Genomic DNA, 20,030 nt, shown 5'->3' on the forward strand with positions numbered 1-20,030 from the left:
AAATGCCATTCAACGCCACTGAGTAGGCGAGCGGTGTTGTCCGCTACAAAGCTTCGATTAACACACTCTGCGTGGATGAAGCATAAGCCGGATTCACCCGACACTCTACATATGATAATGTCCTTTATCACATATATAACGGTGGTATGTTGACTCCTCCACAGGCGATGGAGGAAGTCTTGCGAACAGCCGTCTATATCACAGTAGGAAAAACGAACCGGAACCCGGTCGCGCTCGCAGACCTCGCGCGGCGACAGGCCAACTATCTCGGCCCCCAAGGCTTCAGGGCTATGCGTGACCAGACCGATGAAAGCTTTGAAGAGCGTGGGTATCATCGGCTCGTATTTTCCAGCGGGGAGCTGGCAGCCCGGTTTCAGGAACGGGTCGAGGAAAATTGCGATCCCGCCGTGTCCACCGAGGCGCGCCGGATCAAGCCCAAGGTTAAAAAGCTCAAGTCGCCCAAGCGATGAAAGCGGTGCATGAGAAGATCGAGGGGCCGTTCGCGATCGAGGAAGACATCGCCCTTTATGGCATGATCGCCGGCGACGCGACGTTGCGCCGGGGCGTGCGCTTCATCCTGCACGGCACGATCGCGGGCAACCTCACGATCGAGCGCGGCGCGCGGGCCATTGTCCACGGCACCGTCGCGGGCCGCATCTACAATGAGGGCGGGCGCGTCGAGCTGTTCGGGATCGCCGATGCCGTCACCAACGGCGCGCAGGACGCCATCACCATCATCGATCCCGCAGCCCATGTCCGAGGGCGACCCTGACGAGACCGTTTAAACGGCCCTGAAGATCCATCACAAGGAGGCCACGATGCACAAGGATGACGGCGAGGCTTTCGCTGACAACTATGCCGAGCGCGACCAGGCCAAGGTGCTACGCGAGCAGGCGCGCGCGGGCGGGCTGCGTTTCGAGGCATACCTACCCGGCGACATGGCCGATTGGTTGCTGGCGCAGGTCGAGCAGGGCCATTTTGTCGATCCTTCCGAGGCAGTGTTCGCGATCGTCAAAAACTTCATCGAGATGGAGCCGCACCGCGATCTGCGCGACGAGCTGCTGCGTCGGATATTGGATGCGTCGATAAAGAGCGGCCTTGAGGATGAGAAAGCGGGGCGCACCTACGACTTGGACGAGGTGTTTGACGAGCTGCGCCGCGAAATGGTCGAACCGCGCCCCGAGCCGGCGCGTTGGGCGAAGATCGCGCGATGAACGAGCTGGCTCCCCTCCCCTCGCCCACGCTCATATTGCCGGCGCTGGTGGCGTCGGCCGACGAGACGGCGCGACTGCGGTTCCTTGAGTTCTTCGCTGTCACCATCCGCAACCCGCATACCCGCCGCGCCTATATGCGGGCGTCGGCCGACTTCCTGGCTTGGGTTGAGGCGCGCGGGGTGACATCGCTTGCCGGCGTGCAGCCGCTCCATGTCGCGGCCTGGGTCGAGGCGCTGGGGCGCGAGGTTGCCCCGCCCAGCGTCAAGCAGCAGCTCGCGGCCATTCGCAATCTTTTCGGATGGCTGGTGACGGGCCATATCGTGCCGGTGAACCCCGCTGGTTCAGTGCGTGGGCCGGCGCATAGCGTCAGGCGCGGCAAAACCCCGGTGCTGGCCCCTGACGAGGCGCGGCGCTTGCTCGACAGCATTGACGTGTCCGCCCATGCGGGCCTTCGCGACCGCGCCTTGATCGCGCTCATGGTCTACAGCTTCGCGCGGATCGGCGCGGCACTTTCCATGCGCGTCGAGGACGTGTTCATGCAGAACCGCCGCCTGTGGGTCCGCCTTCACGAAAAGGGCGGCAAGCGGCATGAGATGCCGTGCCACCATAACCTTGAGGATTATCTGACCGCCTATATCGACGGGTGCGCGCTGCGCGAGGATCGCAAAGGGCCGCTGTTCCGCACGATCGCACGCGGGACTAAGCGACTAAGCGATACCCCCCTGCCCCAAGCCAATGCCTTTGCGATGGTGCGCCGACGCGCTGGCGCGGCCGAGATCGGGACGGCGATCGGCAACCACTCTTTCCGCGCAACCGGCATTACCACCTATCTGAAAAACGGCGGCACCCTGGAGACGGCCGCGACGATGGCGAACCACAGCTCGACGCGCACCACCCAGCTCTACGATCGGCGGCCCGATGACGTGACGCTCGACGAGGTGGAGCGGGTGTTGATCTAAGGGTGACGGAAAACCCCGCCAGCGCCGTTGTCGTGCAGTTTCCCAATCCGACAGTGTTTTTCGTGCAGCCAGATCGAGCGGGCCGGGGGCCGCGATCAGGGGAGACGATCAGCGGCGCAAATCATGTGATTGCCGTTAGGTGGCCAAGGTCACCGCTTTCCTAGGCCAAATGAAGGGAATTGAGCCAAGTATGAAACCTAGAAATGTCGCTTGGAGCGGCACGGCGACCCCGAACGCCGCAATTTTCAGGACCACCAGCGCGTAAGTATTTGCTATCACATCGGCAATCATGACCGCTCCCGCCAACAGCAGGCCAGATCGCTTAAATCGTGAAAGAAGCAGGGCGATAACGAGCAAATCCAGAAGGATTAGCGAGGTCCAGAATAATTCCAGGATCGTTGGCCCCCAACTATAAGGCCGCCAGCCATAGGCCAGAAAATCACGTGCATGATTGAATGCGCCAATCCCGAAGCAAGCCAGATACAGCCCTGAGACGATCCGGAATCGAAGGTCTAGTCGCGTTTCCATGCGACAGCGATATCCTCAAAAAGTCATGGCTGACAAACAGGTGAATCCCGCCACTAGGCAGCCAGCGCCGGCGCACATTCCCAGCGCCCGCCCTGCCAATGGAAGCCTACCCGCTGCGCGTTGCTGATCGCGGGCGGCTCGCCCTTGCGCCAGAACGCCCGCATCTTAGCCCTTTCGTCCAGATCGGCGTCGGCGACGATCGCACGCGCGGCCTGGATGAACTGCCCATGCCCGAACACATAGACCAGCGATCCCGCAGGCATGGCTGCGAGGCGATCTAGCGCCGCCTCGCAGCGCCGCAGCAGCGTGGCGAAGCTCTCCGCCTCTTCCCCGTCGCAATAGTCCGGGTCCGCGTCCTGCCAATAGCGTTCGAGGTGCGGCATCCGTTCGGCGCTGCGCGTGCCGTTCCAGCGCGCCGGTTGCAGATAGGTGAACTCTTCGATCGGCCACACTTCGACCGGCACGCCGGGAAAGCGCGCGATCGTCGGCGCGGCCGTCTGCCGGGTGCGCGTATAGGGCGACGTTACGATGAGCGCGGGTGCTTGCGTCCAGCTCGCCGCGACCGCCCTCGCCTGTTCGTGGCCGCGCTCCGTCAGCTCGATCGTCGCGAGATCATGGCAGGGCACGCCGGCGTTGCCGGTGGATTCGCCGTGGCGGATGAAGATTGCTCGCATTGCTCCGCCTATGCCGCCTGATGCAGCCCGTCGCTGACCTCCCAGCCCCGACAGGCCAGCAGGATCGGCTTGGGCACTCTCTTTTCGCCATTGGAATAATAGGCGACCATCCGGCGTGAGACGCCCAGCGCGTCGGCCGCCTTCGACAGCGACAGGGCATGGCGCAGCCGCCATTCGAGAAAGGCGCGCACGTCGCTATGTCCGGTTGCCGAGAGCGTTTCGAGCCACAGCATGTCCGCGCCCAGCTCGACCCCCGAAGGCCAGGCCAGGCTATGCCCCCAATCGCCCAGCTCGACCTTGGCGAACTCGCCGGGATCGCGCAGCGGGGCGAAGGCGCGATCATTGAGGATCGCGCCCAGCTCGATATCGGCGGCCGTGCCATCCGACCACGACACATGCAGCGCCGAAGGACCAATCGCGCGCACGGCGGCAATAGTGCGGGTCTTGTCGGTGACGTTCATCCGTTCAACTCCTGCCATGTCTGCATGAGCAGCGCCTGGTTCGGCCCCGCCCATTCCAAAGCGTCTTTCAGGACCGCCGTTGGCACGGTGCCGACGATCAGCTCGAACGTCGCGATTGCCACCGAGCAGCGGAAATCCGGGCCTTCGATGTGAAAATGCGGCACGCCATGATCGCGGCCATAGACGGCAATCTTCCAGCGGGGACCGCGAAACATCGTGACCATGCCTCCATATAGTGCAACCGTTGCACTAGTGCAAGAGAGACGCCCTTTCCTCCTGAAGCAGGCTTTGAGCCGGGGTGGGACGAGGCGGTCGATCGTCATTTCAGGAACGCTTGAGAGGCGCGGGGCATGACCAGTTCAGCACTTTTTGCTATTATATGTATATCATAACGATAGCGTTATGCCGTCAGTCCGACATTAGAAAGTGATTATGGGCGCGTCCCTGCGGGCACGGCTCTATCTCCGCCTGAAGGCTCCGACCAAGCCCGCAAGCGGTCTTGGCGCATAGCGTGACGATCCTCGCGCGGGGGCCGGGGCAAGGCCCCTGCCCTGCGGTGCCGGCGTGCGCCGGCGTCGATGTTCGTTCGGGGGGAAAGGCGGTCCCGGCCGCCTCTCCCCCGCAACGGGAATAGACGAGCCGAGGCTCAGTCGCTTCGCTCCCTGCGCCCGCACCACCCCGTCGATTCCCGCTGCTCCCCTCTCTGGCCGGCTGCTCCGCGCGAACTCGGGAGCGATGGCGAGAGGCCATCGCCCCGAAGGGCGATTTGAAGGGAGTAGAAGGCATGACGCAGGACAATCGCGAAAGCTGGCTCAACCGGGTGGCGGCGGGCATGGCCCCGCTGTTCGAGGCGCTGGATGCCCCCCTGCCCTCGCGCGTGCGGGTCGCGATCGGCTTCACCAGCGCGGGCCGCAAGGGCAAGGCGATCGGCGAGTGCTGGGACAACCGTTTGAGCGCGGACGGGCATTTTGAAATCTTCATCCGCCCGGACCTCGCGCACGCGCCCGACGCGATGCCCTCGCAGATCGCGGCCATCCTCGCGCATGAGCTGGTCCATGCTGCCGTCGGCATCCCGGCCGGACATGGGGCGGCGTTTAAACGGATCGCGCTGGGGCTGGGGCTTGTCGGGCCGATGCGCGCCACCACCCCCGGAGAGGCGTTCCTTGCCGCCATCGTGCCGATCCTCGATGCCGCTGGCCCCCTCCCCCATGCCCGCCTCGACACGGACGGGGAGTCGACCGCGCCCAGGAAGCAGAAAACCCGGATGCTCAAATGCGAGTGTGCGACGTGCGGCTATACCGTCAGAACCGCGCGCAAATGGCTGGAACAGGCCGGTGCGCCGCTCTGCCCGATCGAGGGGCATGGGGTCATGGAGCATCCGCTGGACGACGACGATCCCGAGCCGGAGGATTGAGCGCGACTGTATATCACAACGATAGACAGATCATGCCGAAACGATTAACGATGACGCGCGGAGTGAGGGCATTATGATATTGGCAGTCGGAAACACGAAAGGCGGCGTGGGCAAGACCACCCTCGCCGTCAATCTCGCGGTCGCGCTGGCGCTCGCCGGCCGCGACCTCTTGCTGGTGGACGGGGACGAGCAGGGCACCGCCCTCACCTTCACCCAGCTTCGCGCCGAGCGGCTTGGGCAAGCGGGCTATACCGCCGTCGCCCTCACCGGCGCGGCGCTGCGCAGCCAGGTCCGCCAGCTCGCCACCAAATATGATGATATCATCATCGACGTGGGCGGACGCGACACCGGATCGCTCCGCGCCGCGCTCACCGTCGCCGATACGCTCCTGGTGCCGGTGCAGCCGCGCAGCTTCGACGTGTGGGCGCTCGATCAGGTTTCGGCGCTGGTCGCCGAAGCGCGCGAGATCAACGAGGGCTTGCGCGCCGTCGCAGTGCTGAACGGCGCAGACGCGCAGGGGGCCGACAATGAGGCCGCCTTGGAGATGATCGGCGATATCGACGGCATCGAGGTGCTGCCCACGTCGATCGTGCGGCGCAAAGCGTTCCCGAACGCGGCGGCCGAAGGCAGGGCGGTTATCGAGCAAAGCCCGCGCGACCCCAAGGCGATAGACGAATTGACGGCGCTGATCGGCGCGGTTTGTATATCAAGATAATATCGGAGTGATTTTTTATGGCTATCGCTCGTAAACCGAACAGCAAGCCCAAGCCGCCGATGGACGAGGCGGCGGCCGATGCCTTCATTGCCGGCGCGGCCAAGCCGGAGGCCGCGCCGATCGCGGCGGAGGCCGACGAGGCGGGGCAGGGGGCCGAGCCGCGCAAGTCCCCGGTGATGCTGCGGTTCGATCGCGCGCTTCTCGCCAAGGTCGATGCGGCTGCCAAGCGGCGCGGAATCAGCCGCAGCGCATGGATACAGTTCACGGTGAGCCGCGCGCTCGATGCCGGCGAGGGGTAGGACCGGCTAGGGCGAGGCAGCCCCAGCGCGCGAAAAGTGAGTTTTGGGGTAGGGCCTCACCTTTGGGCGGCGGACTGGTTGAAGGCCACCAGCACCGGCATTTCGGGTATGTCCCCGCGTAGCTTGGCGCGGCGGACGATACTATGTTGGTCGATCAGGTTTTGCGCGTCGCGGCGGCCGCTCATGGTTTTCGGGAGCCACATCATCGAAACCCGCTCGACCTTGCGGCCCTTCTTGATCGGCGTGAACTCGACCCAGAAGGGGCAGAGCTTGTTGATTTCGTCCTGCGCAACCTTGAGGCAGTATTTGTTGAAATCGGCGAAGCGTTCCAACTTGCCTTCCGGCACGTTGAGCAGCCCGCGCAGCTCCGCAATCGTGAACTCTTCGCTTTGCTTGTATTCGAGGCCGATCCGCCGTTCGATCATTTCATAGAGGCACAGCGCATATTTCGACTCGAAACAATACATCACCTGCGTCTTGAGACGGGCATAGACCTCGCTGTTGCGCAGTATCTCAATCAGCTCCTCGGGAATCCGATAATGGAGGAAGCCGTCTTTCTCGAGGCTTTCGTCGCTGGGGCCGAGAAGCTGGACGCGGCGCTTGTAGCTCTTGCCGGCCTTGCGGATGGTGACGATCGCGATCGTGCCCATCAGGCGCAGCAGCGAGCTTTCTATGCGCTCATTGCCCTGGTGCGTGCCCTTGAGCGCGGATTTGGCGATGCGGTGAATGACCGGCTCGCCGATCCGGTCCCAGGCGTTCGCGATCAGCAGATTGTAGATTCGCCGATCGGCGAGGGTGAGGGGCGACAGCTCAACAATATCGACCAGTTCGCCAGGTTTGACGATTTCCCCGTAATTGGCGGGATCGAAAGGGTTTCCGCGCCCCCTTTGGGCGAGGGTCAGGGCGGTTTCGTTGCCCGAGGCAGTCTTTGCCTTGCCGTCCTTCACTGGTGAGTTTGTCAAAGCCATGCCCTCACCTTAACAGCAACGGTGAGCTACGCAAATCCTAAAGCTCGCCGTTCGCGATCAGGGGAGAGGCTACCCCAAAACTCACCGTCAATTTTGCGGATACCCCAAAGCTCACCGGACTCGACCCCAACACTCACTTTTACCGCCCCCAAAACTCACCGAAGGCTACCCCAAAACTCACGCGACTCGACCCCAACACTCACTTTTCGAGGTCATTTTTCCAAGTTTTCTGCGGGTTTGAGGCACCCTGAATCTTGAATCTAAGAAGAATCTTTGAATCAGAAGGTGAACGGTGAGTTTTGGGGTAGCCCTGCCTGTGGATAACTCTGCGCCAGCAGGACCGACACGCCCAAAGAAAAAGAAAAGCACCGCCTCTTGGGGCTTCGCCCCGCCGGCTCGCGGCCTACGGCCGCCCCGGATCGCTACGCGATCCTCCCACCCGGCATCCCCATGATGAGCCGGCTTTGCCGGCAAGCTTTTGATAATTTGGGAATGGGGACAAACCTCGCGCTCCTATCGCCCGCACACCGCCTAGACCCAGCGTTGCAAATGGCTTTCCAGAAAAGCCAGGCGGATAGGACGACGCTCGATCGGAGAGGGCAGAGGACGCGGAAACGTTCCGGCAGGGGCGATTTCCGGGCCGGACAACGCGATTCCAATTGTTGAACAGGGTTTCGGGCGGTGGAACGCCCATGGCGCTCCACCGCCTCCCAGGCGGCTGATTTTCCTGCGCGAGATCTACAACCCTTCGGGGCATCACCCACCGCCGTGCGAAATGCGAACGGTGAGCCGATACCCCAAAACTCACCTTTCGCACGCCAGAGCGCGATTTCCTACGCTTTCGAGCGATTCCGGCGCGGCATATGTGCAGCGGAACGCCATTATTCGGATATCGTCTGTATATCGGAACGGTGGCTCTTTGTCGGGCGCCCGTTTAAACGCCCTTACTCCGAGGCGAATGAACAAGCGACCATCGGCCGTTGAATATCCGCCACCCGATCAGGCCCGCGCCGACGCCTAACAAGCCGCCAACGAGGTAGGCGGACGGCGCGTCGTCCGGCACGAAAAGGCCGCCAACGACATAGCCGCCGATCGTGGCGGTGCGCGTCACCGCGCCGTAGATCGCGGCGACCTTGCCATGATCGGCGGGCGGGCACTCGGATTGCAGCAGGGTCCGCACGGCGACATTGTGAACGCTGTTCGCGCCCCCGCCGGCGATGAAGGCGATAGCGACGATCACGAGGCTTACGGGCGCGAGACCGATCAGCAGCATGGTCGCGCCCATGATCGCGGCGGTTCCGAACGCAGCCAGGCCGATCCTGCGGCCGATGATCCGTTCGGCCAGCGCCGCGCCGACCAGCATCCCGGCGGCCCACAAAGCGGTCAGCAGGCCGAACGTGGCAGGGCCGCTTTTCAGCGTCATGATGATAAGGAACACAAAGGCGACATCGGCAATGGCGGTCGCGAACACTTCAAGACTAAGCGCGCCGGTCGCCACCATCACGCGCCGATTGCCCAGCAGCGGCCGATAATCGGCGAACAGCGTGGTTTCTTCCGTCTCATGCTTCTGCGGTACGCGGCGCAGACCGCTCATCGCGACGACGAGCAGCAACAGGGCGAAACTGGCGGCGTCAATCAGGAGGGCGTTTGTCGATCCCATCCAGCCCACCAGCACGCCGCCGGCGACAGGACCGGCGAGCATCCCGAGGCTGCGGACGACTTCGAGAAAGCTGTTGGCCCGCGCGAGCGTCATGCCGAGCCCGCTTGCCAGAACCGGGATCAGCGCGAAGGTGGCCGCGCTGGAGATCGTGAACAACACACTGAGCAGCGCGGTCCCGACGAGCGTGAATGCGGGATAGTAGGCGATGAGCGCGATCACCGCCGCTTGCAGCGCCGACACCAGGACCAGCACGCGGGCCGCGTCCCTGCGGTCGATCAGCCGGCCCGCCCAGGGCGCGGCAATGAGGCCGGGTAGCAGCTCCACGATGAGCAGCGCCGGGACGCCATAGGCGGGCGCGCTTTCGGCGGTGCGGAACATCAGCGTCAGCAGCGTGATTTCGTCGCCGATGGTCGAGACCGTCAGCGCGGCAAGGACCAGCCACCCCCAGCCTTGGCGAAACGCGATCATCACCATTGGGCCGCCTGCAGATCGGGCCAGAGGCTTTTCCAGCGCGCTAGTTTCGTCTCGTAGATGGCTTGCGTGATCTGTGCTCGGTTCGGCCGCACGACAGGGGCGAGAAGATCGGCGAGGCCGAACGGGGCGATCATCTCGATGCCGCTGGCGCTAGGCCTCACGCCGATCGCGGCCGAGGTCGTGGGGAAGGTGGCGATGGCCTGGGCGGCCGAACGATAAGGCTCGATCGCATAGCCGAACCGCGCTTCATACCAGAGATGCACGCGGGCCTGGTTCTTGAGGTCGATACGCACCGGCATGTCGGGAAAGATGCGCGCGATCCTGGCCGCGTGCTCATTTTCCGCCTCTTCCGAGAGATCGGAGGCGTCGAAATAGACGAGATCCACATCGGCGATCCCATGCGTGGCAGGCAGGCCGAATGCCTCGTTCCAACGGGCCTGGGCGATGGCGCTGCCCGAGAGCCAGCAATCGGGCAGCGCCAGTTGCAGCCATGCCTTCATGATCCCGGACAGGATCGGATGCCCCAGCACCAGCGCCGTGAGGCCCTGTCGATCGCGGGCAGAAGGACGTTTAAACGACTTCATGCCGGATCATATTTCCCGGCGAACTCGCGATCGGCATAATAGCGCAGCTTGGCGGCGACGATCGGCCGTTGCCCCGCGAGAAACAGGAGCTGGTAATCGTCGCGCAGCGTGCGGACTTCATCAGGCGTGAGCAGGGGCCGAGCGACATGCTGGACGCCGAAGGACAGGCCGCTTTCTTCCGCGTCGAGAGCGCGGCTCATGGTCTCGAACACCACCGTTTCCTGGCCGAGCAGATCGGAGACGAGCTTGGCGCTGTCGTGATCGTTGACGCCGAACACCTGCAGCACGCCGGCGTTGGACAGGAAAGTGCCGGCGCGGCGCTCATAGAGTGCGCGGAGTTGGTGGACGTCCTGTAGGATCGGCCAGAGCTGGATGCCGTAGCCGGCCATCAGGCCCATGGCGCGCTCGACGGGTTCGAGGCGGCCGAGCGCGGCGAACTCATCGAGCAGGAACAGGACGGGGCGGGCAGGGGAGGGCGGCGCGCGCGCCAGATCGGTCAACCCTTGGGCGAGCATCAGGCGCAGCCAGCGGGCATAGGTGGCGAGCCGATCGGGCGGCAGCACCAGATAGACGCTGATGGGCCGCGCCTTCACATCGGCGAAGGTGAAATCCGAATGTCCCAGCACTGCCGTCATGCGGGGGCTGTCGAGGAAATGGGTATGGCGCTGCGCGGCCGACAGCACGCCGGCGGCTTCGCGATCGGACTTGCCGAGGTGGCGATTTGCCGCGCGGGCGGCGAGGCCGCCTTGCGCCTGCATCGCTTCGAGCTGCGCGGCGAAGGCGGCGGGCGCGAGAGTGAGGCGGTCGCGCAGGGTCGCGAGGGTGCGCGTTGCCGGTGGCTCACTGGTGGCGATCGACAGGATGATGCCGGCGATCAGCGCCTTGGCTTCTTCGTTCCAGTGAGCCTCGCCGGCTTCGCCGGGGGCGTCATAGACCAGCGCATCGGCCAGCGTCATGCAGTCGTCGGCGAGATCGAGGCCGGCGGGGTCGATCCGGTCGAGCGGGTTGAACGCGGCCGAGGGAATGCCGGTGACGCCAAATGGATCGAGAACATGGACCGGGCCGAACCTTCCGCGCTGGCGGGCGGTGATGCGGGCATTCTCGCCCTTGGGGTCGATGCAGACGACCGGGCCGGGATAGTCGATCAGGTTGGGAATGATCGTGCCCACACCCTTGCCGGTGCGCGTCGGCGCGATCGTCAGCAGATGGGCGGGGCCGGCATAGCGCAGCGGCTTGCCGGTCTTGCGGTCGCGGCCGATCAACAGGCCGTCGCCATTTTGGGCGAGGGGCTTTGTCTCGCGATCCGAGGCGAAGCGGGCGGAGCCGTGGGTGGCATCGCTGTCGGGTCCGCCATAGCGCAGGATCAGGGGCTGGAAGAGGGCGCGCAGGGGCACGAGGATGATGACGAGGAAGGTCAGCATCATCACGGTCTGGTAGAGATGGGAATCACGGGCCAGGCCGAGCAGCGAATGCAGGACATATTGCATACCGGCGGCCAGGACGATGCCGACGATCAGGCCGAGGATGGCGACACGGAACAGATGACGGATCAGAGCAACCGGGCTGGTGACGAGGGCCGTGATCGCCCATATCGGTTGCTCGCGCGCGATGCGGGCGAGGTTGCGGATCGCGCGGCCGAGCTGGCGGAACCATTCCATGTCAGGCCATCCCGATCGGCGTGACAGCCAGCGCCGGGTCGGCGTCGGGATGGCCGAGCAGCTTGAGGATGATCGCGGTAGCAAGGGGGGGAGGCACGGCTTCCTCGCGCAGCATGTCGAACAGTGCGGCGTCATCCTCTGTCAGCGCCATGCCTTCGATCGCGAGATTGGCGCTGGCCTCTGCAGCATCCTCGCGCCACATGGCGACTTCGGCGGGCGTGCCGCGCACGAAATCGAGCGCGCGGACCTGGGCGCGGATCGCCTCGACATCGAGCCTGTTCATGGTGTGTTACTCCCTTCCGCTTCCGCGTCGAACGCGCGTTTGCCGCGTCGCTTCCAGAGAGCCAGGACATTGTCGGCATCGTCGCCCTGCGCGCGCGCGGCAAGATCCAGCATCGCGCCGTAGAGGGTGGCGCGATCGTCGTCGGCCAGCTCGACCAGGCCGGCTTTCTGGATGAGGCCACCCAGCTCTATGAGATGGCGCGTGCGCTCGCGTCGGGCCACGACCCATCCTCTCGTATCAGTGCGGCGCGCGGCGGCTTCAAGCCTGTTTCTCGCCTGCGCCAGTTTGCTTTGTGCGTTCACCGTCGCCGCCAGCGCGTCGGCCAGTCTTACGCCCGCGTCCCTGAAAGAAGGCGGCACCCTTCGCGCGCCACGCCTCCTTTTCGTTCGCATCAGCCGATTCCACGGCGGCAAGTAGCGCGCCGGCCAGCAGATCGAGATCGAGCGCATCGGCGCCGGTGGACGTGACCAGCTCGCCTAGTTGCTGGACCTTCTTCGCCTTGAGCGCGCGGGCCTTGTCGCCCAGCGCCTTCAACTCGGAGTCATAGTCGCGGACCTTGCGCATATTCTCTCCCTCGCGCTCCATGATCGGGAGCGGCAGCGTAGCACGATCGCGGATGCAGGACAGCGGTTCCGAATGAGAAATGCGGCGAAGTCAATCACGCGAACGGCAGAGAGAGTGAGTGCGCGCTTATACGTCGTTGCCGACGTGCGCTTAGAAAGGCAGTATAGCGGTCGTCATGGCGATCTACCATTTCTCGGCCAAGGTCATCAGCCGCGCCAACGGATCGAGCGCCGTTGCGAGTGCTGCCTATCGTGCGGCGGAGCGGCTGCACGATGACCGGCTCGGGCGCGACCATGATTTCTCGAACAAGGCCGGCGTCGTCCATTCGGAGATCATGTTGCCCGAAGGTGCGCCGGAGCGTTTAAGCGATCGCACGACGCTGTGGAATGAGGTCGAGGCCGGAGAGAAGCGGAAGGATGCGCAGCTTGCCCGCGAAGTCGAGTTCTCGATTCCGCGCGAGCTGAACCAGCAACAGGGTGTCCAGCTCGCGCGCGATTTCGTCGAAAAGCAGTTCGTCGAACGCGGCATGGTGGCCGACCTCAATGTGCATTGGGACATGGGGAAGGACGGGCAACCCAAGCCGCACGCGCATGTCATGCTGTCGATGCGCGAGGTAGGGCCGGAGGGTTTCGGGCAGAAGGTGCGCGAGTGGAACAGCACGGCGCTCTTGCAGGAATGGCGCGAGGCGTGGGCCGATCACGTCAACGAGCGCCTGGCCGAGCTGGATATTGACGCTCGCATAGATCACCGCACGTTGGAGCGCCAAGGGATCGACCTTGAGCCGCAACACAAGATCGGGCCGGCGGCGTCGCGGATGCCCGAACAGGGGCTTGAGGCCGAGCGGGTCGAGGATCATGCCCGGATCGCGCGCGAGAATGGCGAGAAGATCATTGCCAATCCGTACATCGCGCTCGATGCGATCACGCGCCAACAGGCGACGTTCACGCGGCGCGACCTGGCGCAGTTCGCGTTCCGGCACAGCGACGGCAAGGATCAGTTCGACCAGGTGATGCGCGCAGTGCGGATCTCGCCCGAGCTGGTGGCGCTGGGGAAGGACGGGCGCGGCGAGGATCGCTTTACCTCCCGCGACATGATCGAGACGGAGCAGCGGTTAAGCCAGGCCGGCGATCGGCTTGCCGATCGGGGCGGGCATGGTCTCCCGGCGGACACGACCTACGCCAGTCGCGCCGCCGGAAGTGGTGCTCTGTCGCTGGGGAGCCAGCAGCAGGAAGCGCTGGCGCATATCACCGGCAAGAACGACCTGGCAATCGTCGTCGGCTATGCCGGCACCGGCAAATCGACCATGTTGGGCGTGGCGCGCGACGAATGGGAGCGCGCCGGCTATCAGGTGCGCGGTGCGGCCCTGTCCGGCATCGCGGCCGAGGGCTTGGAGGGCGGCTCCGGCATCGCGTCGCGCACGATCGCGAGCATGGAATATCAGTGGGGCCAGGGTCGTGAGCTGCTGGGGCCGCGCGACGTGCTGGTGATCGACGAGGCCGGCATGATCGGCACGCGCCAGATGGAGCGCGTATTGTCCGAGGCCGAGAGTGCGGGAGCGAAGGTCGTTCTAGTCGGCGACGCGGAGCAGTTGCAGGCGATCGAGGCCGGCGCGGCGTTCCGGTCCCTTGCCGAGCGCCACGGCGCGGCCGAGATCAACGAGGTTCGCCGGCAGCATGAGGACTGGCAGAAGGATGCCACGCGGGCGCTGGCGACGGGCAGGACCGGCGAGGCGATCCATGCCTATTCCAGCCAAGGCATGGTCCACGCGGCCGAGACGCGCGAGGCGGCCCGCGCCGAGCTGATCGACACATGGGACGCGCAGCGGCTTGCCGATCCCGACAAGACGCGGATCATCCTCACCCACACCAATGCCGAGGTGCGCGACCTCAACCTGGCCGCGCGCGATCGGCTGCGCGACGCCGGCGAGCTGGGGCAGGACGTGGCGGTGTCGGCCGCGCGCGGCGCGCGCGAGTTCGCCAGCGGCGACCGCATCATGTTCCTGAAGAACGAGCGCGGCATGGGCGTGAAGAATGGCACGCTGGGGAAGGTCGAGCGCGTGTCGCCCGACAGCATGGCCGTTCGCCTTGACGATGGCCGACAGGTGGCGTTCGACCTCAAGGATTATGTCCATGTCGATCATGGCTATGCCGCCACCATCCATAAATCGCAGGGTGTGACGGTCGATCAGGGGCATGTACTGGCGACCCCCGGCATGGACCGCCATTCGGCCTATGTGGCGCTGTCGCGACACCGGGACGGGGTGCAGCTCCATTACGGCTGCGACGACTTCGCTGACGTGTCCCGGCTTGTCCGCACGCTGGGGCGGGAGCGGGCGAAGGATATGGCGTCGGATTATTCCCGCGATACGGCGCAGGATATTCGTGCTTTCGCCGACCGTCGCGGGCTGTCGGGCGAGATCTGCTTGCCGGATGCGCCCGAGCGCAAGGGCGTGGAGATCCTCGCGCCCCGCGCGGGAACCTCACGCCAGATGGGCGAGGATTCGCGCACGCGCGATATTGGCGGTGACCGCGGCGCTGGCGAGGGGAAGGCCGCGGCCGAGCGGCAACCGCGGCGCAGTATGTTCGACGGCTTGAGGTTGCCGATTGAGCCGGAGAAGGCGGCCGGACCAGCGCAGGGCGCAAAGGAAAAACCGGCCCCCAAGCGGGGCATGTTCGATGGGTTGAAACTCCCGATGCGCTCGTCGGCGCCGATGCCGGCAAAGGACTCTCCCGTGCGGGCCGAGCAGGATCGCGACTTCCGGCGCGCGGTCGAGCGGGCCTCGCGATCGGCCGAGACGGTGTTGCAGGCGCGCGCATCGGGCGGGCCGGTGCTTGAGCATCAGAAAGTCGCGCTCGAGCGCGCGGGGCAGGCGCTGGATCAGATCAGGGCGGGGGCCTCGCGCGATATGGCATCGGCGATGCAGCGCGATCCGGCCTTGTTGCGCGAGGCGGCGGCGGGACGCAGCGGCCCGATGATCGAGGCAATGGCGCAGGAGGCCCGCGTGCGGGCTGATCCGAACTTGCGCGCCGATCGGTTCGTGGAACGCTGGCAGGGACTCAATGCCCAGCGGGATGAACTGTATCGCGCCGGTGACATGACGGGCCGCGAGAAGATCGGCAAGGAGATGGCCGGCATGGCGAAGAGCCTTGAGCGTGATCCGCAGATGGAATCGGTGCTGCGCGACCGCACCCGCGATCTTGGACTTGAGATCGGCATGGAACGCGGGCGGCAGATGGGCGGCGGCGAGCTGGGCCGCCAGTTGACGCAGGAGCTTGGCATAGGCCGTGACCGGGGCATGAGCCGATAAGGAGAAACGCACTATGGATGAGGATGGTCGGGAGAGCGAAGACGACGCGGCGCGGGCGTTCGGGCAGCTCACGCGCGAAGTGTCGTTGCTGCGCGCTGCTGTCGAGGGGCTGACCGCTGCGCGAGAGTCCATCGAGATTCCCGACTATGGGCCGACGCTTGAACGCACCGAAAAGATATTGGTGGCGCTTGCCCAGCGGATCGACCCCATTGCCAAAAGTCCGCTGCTGTCGATGACGCCGGACTCAATGGCGAGCCAGATCGCGACGGCGGCGATCGGGGCACGCCGCGAGGACGCGCGGCTTGTCGCCGAGGCGCGCGCGGGGTTGGACCAGGCCGCACGCGAGATCGGCAACCGGCTCGCATCGGCGCGGCGCGGCGACGAGCAAAATCGCTGGCTGTATATCGCCGGCATTGGTGGCGTGGTGCTGGGGCTGTTCCTCTACGCCCTGCTTGCCGGCCCGATCGCGCGGTGGACGCCCGATAGCTGGCGCTGGCCCGAGCGCATGGCGACCCGTGTCCTTAATGAGCCGGGACCGTGGGAGGCGGGACAGCGGTTGATGCAATCGACCGCGCCGGAGAGCTGGGGGCTGATCGTCGCGGCCTCGCCGCTGTCGGACGCCAACCGCGAGACGGTGCAGAAATGCCGTGAGCAGGCGGACAAGGCGAAAAAGCCGGTGCGCTGTAATATTGAAGTTAATAACATTTAAAGCGTTAGATTTAAACTAAGCCACTATCATTTCAACGCGAATACCAATTTTTTCCGCGATATCTACTAGAGTATCTAAAGAAAATTTATTTAATCTGCCTCGTGTTAGATCATTCAATCTTGGCCTGCCAATCCCAATTATTGCGGCGCATTCCCCCTGCGTTTTGCCCCATTTGGATATTTCTTTTGCGATGATTATATGAAGATCGAATTTCAATTGGTCAGACTTGTTTTCCAACTTAGTTTTTGTGGTGAATAGAATTTTATTGCGCTCGCTTTGCATAGGTAGCTCGAAAATTTCAAATGAATATCAAGAGTGCCTATTAGGCAAAATTGCGCATAATTTCACTATGTTGCAAATGTGACACATGGGTGCTAAAAACACGCTTCCGCTTACCGGGCTGCTTTACATGGCCCCGTTGCCCGCTCAGGTTATTTGCCATTCATCTGAGAGAAAGCTTCTTTGAGATGAGCAAGGGACGGCAGTGATCTGCCACTGAACAGGGCTACATGTTATGAAAGTGTTTTCCAGATTAGCGATTTTGCGAGCTGGTGTTGCAGCTGGCGCAACGCTGATTGCGACCGCAGCGATCGCCCAAGAGGTTCCGCAAACAGCGGATGCCGAAGCGAATGATACGATTGTCGTGACAGGTTCGCGCATTGCTCGACCAGAGGTTGAGCAGGCGAGTCCGATTTCGGTTGTGCGTTCGGAAGAGTTCACTCTTCGCGGACAGACCAACGTGGAAAACGTCCTGAATAGCATGCCCCAGGTCACGGGTTCGACCAGTGGTGCGGATAACAATCCGGGCGGCGGTGTCGCCACGGTGAACCTGCGTAACCTCGGCACCCAGCGTACGCTGGTTCTCGTCGATGGTCGTCGCTATATGTCTTACGACACCAATCAGGTTGTCGATCTCAATACCATTCCTTCGGCGCTGATCGAGCGCGTTGACGTCGTGACCGGCGGTCGTTCGGCCGTTTACGGTTCGGATGCCATCGCCGGCGTAGTGAACTTTGTCCTGAAGCAGGACTTCGAAGGAATCGAGCTGAACTCGACCTATGGCCTGACCGACAAGGGCGATGGCCAATATTGGGACGTGAACGGCACGATCGGCGCGAACTTCGCCGATGGCCGGGGTAACATCGTCACCCATATCGGCTATTATGACCGCAAGTCGGTCTACGCCTCCGAGCGTGGCTTTGCTCGTAACGCACTGGTCGACAATCGGGACGGCACTGCCTTCTTCGGTGGTTCGGGTTCCGTGCCACAGGGTCGCGTGACGCTTCCCAATGGCGGCGGCGTGGTCGATTTCGGTTCGGACGGTTCGATCACCCCATATAATTCGGCAACTGATGCCTATAATTATGCACCGGTGAACTTCCTGCAGGTTCCACAGAAGCGCTTCATCATCTCGACGATGGCGCGTTACGAGATTTCGGACGCTTTCCAGCCCTATCTGCACGGCACATTCGTCAACAATCGCGTGACCGGCGAACTCGCGCCGACGCCGATCAGCAACAGCACCCCCATTGGTACGGGTCTTGATGCGAGCGGCCTTGGCCCCATTCGTCTGCATGTCAATTCGCCTTTCTTCGCGCCTTCGACTCAGGCAACCTTCCGTGCGCTCGACACGGATGGCGATGGTTACATCACCACCTCTAACTACGGCTTTCGTACGGCGGGCATCGGTCCGCGCACGCAGGTCGACGAACGTAATGCCTTCCGCATCGTTAGCGGTATGAAGGGCGATATCGGCGGCGACTGGAGCTATGACGGCTACTATATGTACGCCCGTACCAAGAATACCCAGCGCCAGACCGGCAACGTCAATCTTGCCAACTTCCTGGGTTCGGTAACGACGGCGTTCCAGAATCCGACGACCGGCGAAATCAGCGGCAATCCGTTTGCAGGCGTCGCAGGCGGCGGCAATCTGGTTTGCGCCAACGGCGTGGCATCTTGCGTTCCGGCAAATCTGTTCGGCTTGGGCAACCTGAGCGCCGACGCTGCAAACTATCTAGCCCTTGGTGCGACTAACATCGAGGAATATACCACGCAGGTCGCCAGCATCGCCTTCACGAACAGCAATCTGTTCGATCTGGGCGCCGGCGGCGTCGGTGTCGCTCTGGGTGCTGAATGGCGCAAGGAAGCTGGCAAGACCGATCCCGACCAGAATTTGGCATCGGGCAACGTGGCGGGCTTCAATCCCGGCGCTGCGACCCAAGGTGATTACAGCGTGACCGAGTTCTTCGGCGAAGTGAACGTTCCGCTACTCGCCGATCAGCCGTTCGCCAATCGTCTGGAACTGAACGGCGCTGCCCGTTATTCGAAATATTCGAATGCTGTCGGCAACGTCTTCACTTGGTCGGCTGGTGGCTTGTATGAGCCCGTTCAGGGCATCGGTTTCCGCGGTCAGTACCAGAAGGCCATTCGTGGTCCCAGCGTCTACGAACTGTATCTGGGTCAGACCGTCAGCTTCGACGGTGCGGAAGATCCTTGCGGTACAGCGGCAGCAGCGGTTGCCGGAAGCGCACTGGGCGCGGCCTGTATCGCAGGCGGTGTTCCGGCTTCGCAGCTGGGCAGCTCTAACCTGACCGATTCGGATCTGGTCAACCCGCCGACAACCGTTCTGGGCAATGCCAATCTGCGTGAAGAAAAGTCGACGACTTGGACCGTGGGTGGCGTATTGACGCCGCGCGCACTGCCCGGCTTCTCGGCGACCGTCGATTATTACAACATCAAGATCGACGGTTACATCTCGCGTCTGGGTCAGAGCAACCTGTTCCAGGCATGCTATGTCCAGGGTCTGAGCCAATATTGCGACGCCTTCAGCCGCAATGACCAAGGTCAAGTCGATCGCATTGTCGATACGAACCTGAATTCGGGTGGCCTGAAGACCAACGGTATCGATATCGGCGTCGCCTACAGCTTCTCGATCGGTGCCGATAGCAAGATCGCCCTGAGCTTCAATGGTTCGCGTCTGCTGAAGTATGACTTCACGCCAATCGTCGGCGTGCCGCTGGTCAACGAATGCGCCGGCCGCTTCGGCAATAGCTGCGGTCAGCCGACGCCGAAGTGGAAGCACGCTGCGCGTGCGACCTACATGAACGGTGCCTTCACCTTTTCGACGGCCTGGCGCTATCTGGGTTCGGTACGTGACGACAATGATGATGTGACCTTCTTCCTGGAAAAGGCGAAGGCGCAGAATTATTTCGACTTCGCGACCTCGTTCGAAGCCAGCGACAACTTCACTCTGACCGGCGGCGTCAACAATGCCTTCGACAAGAAGCCTCCGCTGTCGGCTTCGGCTCAGAACGCGGGTAACGGCGAACAGTCGAACACCTATCCGAACGTCTACGACGTGATGGGCCGTTCGTTCTTCGTGACGGGAAAGCTGCGCTTTTAAATTTAGCGAAATTGAAAATTCTTAGCGGCCGACACTGCTAAGAAGCGCCCTCGACCTCCCTTGGGTCGGGGGCGCAACTATTTTAGGATTGTCTACCTGATCTGAATCCATCGAATATCGGTGGATTAAGACCAGCTGCCCTATATCCGGGGCAGC

General features: G+C 63.3%; 22 protein-coding genes. 10 read left to right on the forward strand and 12 right to left on the reverse strand.

What is annotated here, in order from left to right; translation table 11 throughout:
- Positions 1-179 precede the first annotated feature (179 nt).
- Genes U0025_RS25880 through U0025_RS25895 form a run of 4 tightly spaced genes read left to right on the forward strand, consistent with a single transcriptional unit; the run spans position 180 to position 2,173 of the window.
- Entirely contained in the window at positions 180-470 is a 291-nt protein-coding gene (locus U0025_RS25880; protein WP_004213392.1) for a hypothetical protein, read from the forward strand.
- On the forward strand, positions 467-772 hold the full coding sequence (locus tag U0025_RS25885) for a hypothetical protein (RefSeq protein WP_004213391.1): 306 nt from the start codon (positions 467-469) through the stop codon (positions 770-772). Before U0025_RS25880 ends, U0025_RS25885 begins: the two co-directional genes overlap by 4 nt.
- 46 nt (positions 773-818) lie before the next feature.
- The gene (locus U0025_RS25890; protein WP_004213390.1) at positions 819-1,214 is read left to right on the forward strand and encodes a hypothetical protein; all 396 of its coding nucleotides are present in this window, start codon (positions 819-821) and stop codon (positions 1,212-1,214) included.
- Positions 1,211-2,173: a tyrosine-type recombinase/integrase gene (locus U0025_RS25895; RefSeq protein ID WP_004213389.1), complete on the forward strand. Its 963-nt coding sequence runs from the start codon at positions 1,211-1,213 to the stop codon at positions 2,171-2,173. Before U0025_RS25890 ends, U0025_RS25895 begins: the two co-directional genes overlap by 4 nt.
- A 135-nt stretch (positions 2,174-2,308) precedes the next feature.
- Here U0025_RS25895 and U0025_RS25900 read toward each other — a convergent pair whose 3' ends face one another.
- From U0025_RS25900 to U0025_RS25915, 4 genes are read right to left on the reverse strand one after another with little or no spacing between them, the layout of a single operon-like run.
- A complete protein-coding gene (locus tag U0025_RS25900; protein ID WP_051156979.1) occupies positions 2,309-2,701 on the reverse strand; it encodes a hypothetical protein in 393 nt (130 codons plus the stop codon).
- Between the two features lie 53 nt (positions 2,702-2,754).
- Positions 2,755-3,375: a histidine phosphatase family protein gene (locus U0025_RS25905; protein WP_004213387.1), complete on the reverse strand. Its 621-nt coding sequence runs from the start codon at positions 3,373-3,375 to the stop codon at positions 2,755-2,757.
- An 8-nt stretch (positions 3,376-3,383) separates the two neighbouring features.
- Positions 3,384-3,836, reverse strand: a complete 453-nt coding sequence (locus tag U0025_RS25910) for a DUF2442 domain-containing protein (RefSeq protein ID WP_004213385.1) — start codon at positions 3,834-3,836, stop codon at positions 3,384-3,386.
- The gene (locus U0025_RS25915) at positions 3,833-4,060 is read right to left on the reverse strand and encodes a DUF4160 domain-containing protein (RefSeq protein ID WP_017503387.1); all 228 of its coding nucleotides are present in this window, start codon (positions 4,058-4,060) and stop codon (positions 3,833-3,835) included. The genes U0025_RS25910 and U0025_RS25915 overlap by 4 nt, the downstream gene beginning before the upstream one ends.
- A 560-nt stretch (positions 4,061-4,620) precedes the next feature.
- On the opposite strand from U0025_RS25915, the gene U0025_RS25920 reads away from it, so the two are divergent.
- The 3 genes from U0025_RS25920 (at position 4,621) to U0025_RS25930 (ending at position 6,264) form a co-directional block, all read left to right on the forward strand.
- Positions 4,621-5,250 carry a SprT-like domain-containing protein gene (locus U0025_RS25920; protein WP_004213382.1) on the forward strand — a complete coding sequence of 210 codons (630 nt, stop codon included), beginning with the start codon at positions 4,621-4,623 and terminating at the stop codon, positions 5,248-5,250.
- 73 nt (positions 5,251-5,323) lie between these two features.
- On the forward strand, positions 5,324-5,965 hold the full coding sequence (locus U0025_RS25925) for an AAA family ATPase (protein WP_004213380.1): 642 nt from the start codon (positions 5,324-5,326) through the stop codon (positions 5,963-5,965).
- 17 nt (positions 5,966-5,982) lie between these two features.
- Complete coding sequence (locus U0025_RS25930; RefSeq protein WP_004213379.1) at positions 5,983-6,264, forward strand: hypothetical protein; 282 nt, start codon at positions 5,983-5,985, stop codon at positions 6,262-6,264.
- A gap of 56 nt (positions 6,265-6,320) precedes the next feature.
- Here U0025_RS25930 and U0025_RS25935 read toward each other — a convergent pair whose 3' ends face one another.
- From U0025_RS25935 to traD, 7 genes are all read right to left on the reverse strand, one after another.
- Entirely contained in the window at positions 6,321-7,232 is a 912-nt protein-coding gene (locus U0025_RS25935; protein ID WP_004213377.1) for a replication initiation protein, read from the reverse strand.
- Between the two features lie 934 nt (positions 7,233-8,166).
- Entirely contained in the window at positions 8,167-9,366 is a 1,200-nt protein-coding gene (locus U0025_RS25940) for an MFS transporter (protein WP_004213376.1), read from the reverse strand.
- Positions 9,360-9,950 (reverse strand): nucleotidyltransferase family protein, encoded by a 591-nt coding sequence (locus tag U0025_RS25945; protein ID WP_004213375.1) that lies wholly within the window; start codon positions 9,948-9,950, stop codon positions 9,360-9,362. Before U0025_RS25945 ends, U0025_RS25940 begins: the two co-directional genes overlap by 7 nt.
- A complete protein-coding gene (locus U0025_RS25950; RefSeq protein WP_004213374.1) occupies positions 9,947-11,608 on the reverse strand; it encodes a type IV secretory system conjugative DNA transfer family protein in 1,662 nt (553 codons plus the stop codon). Before U0025_RS25950 ends, U0025_RS25945 begins: the two co-directional genes overlap by 4 nt.
- A gap of 1 nt (position 11,609) precedes the next feature.
- Positions 11,610-11,891 carry a hypothetical protein gene (locus U0025_RS25955; protein WP_004213373.1) on the reverse strand — a complete coding sequence of 94 codons (282 nt, stop codon included), beginning with the start codon at positions 11,889-11,891 and terminating at the stop codon, positions 11,610-11,612.
- Positions 11,888-12,112 carry a conjugal transfer protein TraD gene (locus tag U0025_RS25960; RefSeq protein WP_004213372.1) on the reverse strand — a complete coding sequence of 75 codons (225 nt, stop codon included), beginning with the start codon at positions 12,110-12,112 and terminating at the stop codon, positions 11,888-11,890. Before U0025_RS25960 ends, U0025_RS25955 begins: the two co-directional genes overlap by 4 nt.
- A 37-nt stretch (positions 12,113-12,149) precedes the next feature.
- Positions 12,150-12,455, reverse strand: coding sequence for a conjugal transfer protein TraD (traD, locus tag U0025_RS25965; protein ID WP_004213370.1), 306 nt, complete (start codon positions 12,453-12,455; stop codon positions 12,150-12,152).
- A 175-nt stretch (positions 12,456-12,630) separates the two neighbouring features.
- Here traD and traA point away from each other — a divergent pair, with 175 nt between their 5' ends.
- Both traA and U0025_RS25975 read left to right on the forward strand, forming a co-directional pair.
- Positions 12,631-15,762: a Ti-type conjugative transfer relaxase TraA gene (traA, locus tag U0025_RS25970; protein ID WP_185708072.1), complete on the forward strand. Its 3,132-nt coding sequence runs from the start codon at positions 12,631-12,633 to the stop codon at positions 15,760-15,762.
- Between the two features lie 13 nt (positions 15,763-15,775).
- Positions 15,776-16,471, forward strand: coding sequence for a DUF6118 family protein (locus U0025_RS25975; RefSeq protein WP_004213394.1), 696 nt, complete (start codon positions 15,776-15,778; stop codon positions 16,469-16,471).
- Between the two features lie 15 nt (positions 16,472-16,486).
- On the opposite strand, the gene U0025_RS26165 is transcribed toward U0025_RS25975, so the two are convergent.
- Positions 16,487-16,753, reverse strand: a complete 267-nt coding sequence (locus tag U0025_RS26165; protein WP_080604563.1) for a helix-turn-helix domain-containing protein — start codon at positions 16,751-16,753, stop codon at positions 16,487-16,489.
- Between the two features lie 232 nt (positions 16,754-16,985).
- On the opposite strand from U0025_RS26165, the gene U0025_RS25980 reads away from it, so the two are divergent.
- Entirely contained in the window at positions 16,986-19,874 is a 2,889-nt protein-coding gene (locus U0025_RS25980) for a TonB-dependent receptor domain-containing protein (protein WP_004213393.1), read from the forward strand.
- Positions 19,875-20,030 lie beyond the last annotated feature (156 nt).

The organism is Sphingobium yanoikuyae (genome assembly GCF_034424525.1).
In the GTDB taxonomy this organism is placed as follows: Bacteria; Pseudomonadota; Alphaproteobacteria; order Sphingomonadales; family Sphingomonadaceae; genus Sphingobium; species Sphingobium yanoikuyae.